The organism is Parabacteroides sp. AF21-43, assembly GCF_003635435.1.
Taxonomy (GTDB): Bacteria; Bacteroidota; Bacteroidia; order Bacteroidales; family Tannerellaceae; genus Parabacteroides; species Parabacteroides distasonis.
This window is the reverse complement of sequence record NZ_QTMG01000037.1, coordinates 1-260: the sequence shown is the minus strand read 5'-3', so window position 1 is coordinate 260 and position 260 is coordinate 1. Positions and strand designations below refer to the sequence as shown.

Genomic DNA, 260 nt, shown 5'->3' with positions numbered 1-260 from the left:
CTCATCGCATCGTAATAAGCCGTATCATCAAGCAACGCCGAGACCTCGCTCACGATCTTGTCATAGTCCGTACCGACCAGTTTCACCGTACCTGCCGCGAGAGCCTCCGGACGCTCGGTCGTATCACGCATCACCAACACGGGCTTGCCCAAGCCGGGAGCCTCCTCTTGGATACCGCCGCTATCGGTCAGCACTATCGTTGATTTCTCCATCAGATAGACAAACGACAGATATTCCAATGGCTCAATGAAGAACATATT

At 53.1% G+C, this 260-nt stretch carries 1 protein-coding gene; it reads right to left on the bottom strand.

What is annotated here, in order from left to right; translation table 11 throughout:
• Positions 1-260: UDP-N-acetylglucosamine 2-epimerase (locus DWX84_RS19380; RefSeq protein ID WP_233573970.1), on the bottom strand; the 260-nt coding region annotated here is incomplete at both ends.